The sequence below is a fragment of the Cupriavidus sp. 05N40 genome, assembly GCF_056397305.1.
This window is the reverse complement of record NZ_JBFTND010000469.1, coordinates 1-471: the sequence shown is the minus strand read 5'-3', so window position 1 is coordinate 471 and position 471 is coordinate 1. Positions and strand designations below refer to the sequence as shown.

The window sequence follows — 471 nt, the reverse complement described above, 5'->3', positions numbered from 1 at the left end:
ACACCGCCCGTCACACCATGGGAGTGGGTTTTGCCAGAAGTAGTTAGCCTAACCGCAAGGAGGGCGATTACCACGGCAGGGTTCATGACTGGGGTGAAGTCGTAACAAGGTAGCCGTATCGGAAGGTGCGGCTGGATCACCTCCTTTCAGAGCGTGCATCTCAAGTCGAGCGTTCACACTTATCGGTTTGTTAGTTGTTGGAGCCRGGATGCGCGCAGCGTGTCCTGCGTTGCATGGTCAAATGCAAGCGCTTAGCTTTGAGCGCTTGCATTTGGCTTTGCCAAGACGAACGGGACCAGGTCTCGCTCGGCTGTTCTTTAAAAATATGGGATGTAGTAAAGGTGTCGTGAAGCGTTGATGAGACGCTGCAGTACAAAACACGATACCGGGTTGTGATTGTATCAACCGAAATGTATTTAAGTGATCGAAAGATGACTTGGAATACGGCACAAATGCGAGAACTCATCCTGT

At 50.9% G+C, this 471-nt stretch carries 1 rRNA gene; it reads left to right on the top strand.

What is annotated here, in order from left to right:
- Window positions 1-147, top strand: a 16S ribosomal RNA gene (locus AC1DO7_RS41490); the annotation flags it as partial.
- Window positions 148-471: the final 324 nt, after the last annotated feature.